The sequence below is a fragment of the Polaribacter sp. Z022 genome, assembly GCF_023555495.1.
Taxonomy (GTDB): Bacteria; Bacteroidota; Bacteroidia; order Flavobacteriales; family Flavobacteriaceae; genus Polaribacter.
This window is the reverse complement of sequence record NZ_JALCZO010000025.1, coordinates 1-1,115: the sequence shown is the minus strand read 5'-3', so window position 1 is coordinate 1,115 and position 1,115 is coordinate 1. Positions and strand designations below refer to the sequence as shown.

The following is a 1,115-nucleotide window of genomic DNA, read 5'->3' as shown; positions in this document are numbered from 1 at the left end:
ACTACATTTTTTTGTTTTCAGAATTTTAAAGCGAAAATTTTATTTAAAGAACTTTTGCTAATTTGAGGAACTTCAACCGAGTTTTTGCCAACGTGATTGTGTATGGTTAGTTGCGTGATTAAGCAACTAATTTAGTAAACAAATACGAACCCGAGAAAATTCCGAAGGAATTTTCCAAGTGAGCACTTGCCAAAGCAATTAATTATACACGTTGTTGTAAAACGTTTATAATTTAATTAACTTCATAAAATGATATTAAAAGGAATATTCAAAATCTTCATTTATTTAATCTGTACACTCTTTATAATTGGAGGTATTTATATGGTAAAAACATATCCAAGTTATGAGTATAGTTTTTTGAACGGAAAGCAAATTATATCAGGTTTAGGACTTATAGTTGTTGGTTTAATTTATCCAATTACAGATATTTTAATATTCTTTAAAGAAAAGCAAAAATCTTAAATACAAATGTTTTTAATACAGTTTTGCTCTTAATTTATCCCAAAAAGTGATTTTTTCGTTTAATTCTCCTTCTTTTGTAAACTTTATTTTATTCCAATGTTTGTCTAAATCCTTAACCGTTTTTAATTTCAATCCTCGAATATTCATTTCAGCCAATCCAGTTTCTAAATCGGCTTTCATACTATTGTACAAATTCTCATTAGCTCCTTCATTATTCGTTATTAAAACGTCTTTAATTTGTGAACTGAACTCAATTGTTAGCTTATTCCATAATTCCGAATCTTTTTCATCAGTATTGTAAGAGATTGTAGGTTTCTCATTTTCTTTTTCATTTACGAATTGAATAATTTCCATAAGCATTTTAGTCTTTTGGTTTTCATTCAAATTCGTATCGCTTAAATCTCTCAAACAAATATTTATTCCGCCAAACCAAGTTGAGTCAAAACCATATTCTTTTCCGTTCAGATTATAATAAATTCCTTCTCCACGAGAGCCAAATTTAATATGAGAAAATTTGTTTGATTTATCTGTATTCATTGGTTTGGTCAAATGTTTTACAACGTGTTTATATATGGTTTGTTGCGTGAATTAAGCAACTAATTTAATAAATAATTACAGACAAAGAAAATCCGCGAGGATTTTCGTAAGTAAGC

2 protein-coding genes are annotated in these 1,115 nt (G+C 27.8%); one reads left to right on the top strand and one right to left on the bottom strand.

Annotation, left to right across the window (positions count from 1 at the left end; genetic code table 11):
• Positions 1-249 precede the first annotated feature (249 nt).
• Positions 250-462, top strand: a complete 213-nt coding sequence (locus MPF13_RS15410) for a hypothetical protein (RefSeq protein WP_249983655.1) — start codon at positions 250-252, stop codon at positions 460-462.
• Between the two features lie 12 nt (positions 463-474).
• Here MPF13_RS15410 and MPF13_RS15405 read toward each other — a convergent pair whose 3' ends face one another.
• Positions 475-999 (bottom strand): hypothetical protein, encoded by a 525-nt coding sequence (locus tag MPF13_RS15405; protein WP_249983654.1) that lies wholly within the window; start codon positions 997-999, stop codon positions 475-477.
• Positions 1,000-1,115 lie beyond the last annotated feature (116 nt).